Annotated in this window: 1 protein-coding gene; it reads left to right on the forward strand. The window is 55.0% G+C overall.

Going from position 1 to position 373, the window contains the following annotated elements; all coding sequences use genetic code 11:
• Positions 1-78: 78 nt before the first annotated feature.
• Positions 79-373 (forward strand): IS5 family transposase (locus A3764_RS00235; RefSeq protein ID WP_067951005.1); only part of this gene is annotated, 295 nt, incomplete at its 3' end.

The raw sequence follows: 373 nt of genomic DNA on the forward strand, positions 1-373 counted from the left end.
GCTCTTCTGTATTAGGGTCAGGACCCATTGATTTCCGCACGGCGACATGATTCACGGTTGGAAAAACGAGCGGTGAACATGTCTGATCTATTCTGGCTGACAGATGCGCAAATGGCGCGTCTTGAGCCCTTCTTCCCCAAGTCCCACGGCAAACCCCGCGTCGATGATCGGCGTGTGTTGAGTGGGATTATCTTCATCAATCGCAATGGCTTGCGTTGGCGCGACGCGCCTAAGGAATACGGGCCGCACAAGACGCTGTACAACCGTTGGAAGCGGTGGAGCGACAAAGGTATCTTTGCCCGGATGATGGCAGGTCTGGCCGAAAGTCACGAGGAAAAGAAGACTGTGATGATCGACGCCACGCACCTGAAGG

This window comes from Sulfitobacter sp. HI0129, assembly GCF_001635395.1.
Taxonomy (GTDB): Bacteria; Pseudomonadota; Alphaproteobacteria; order Rhodobacterales; family Rhodobacteraceae; genus Sulfitobacter.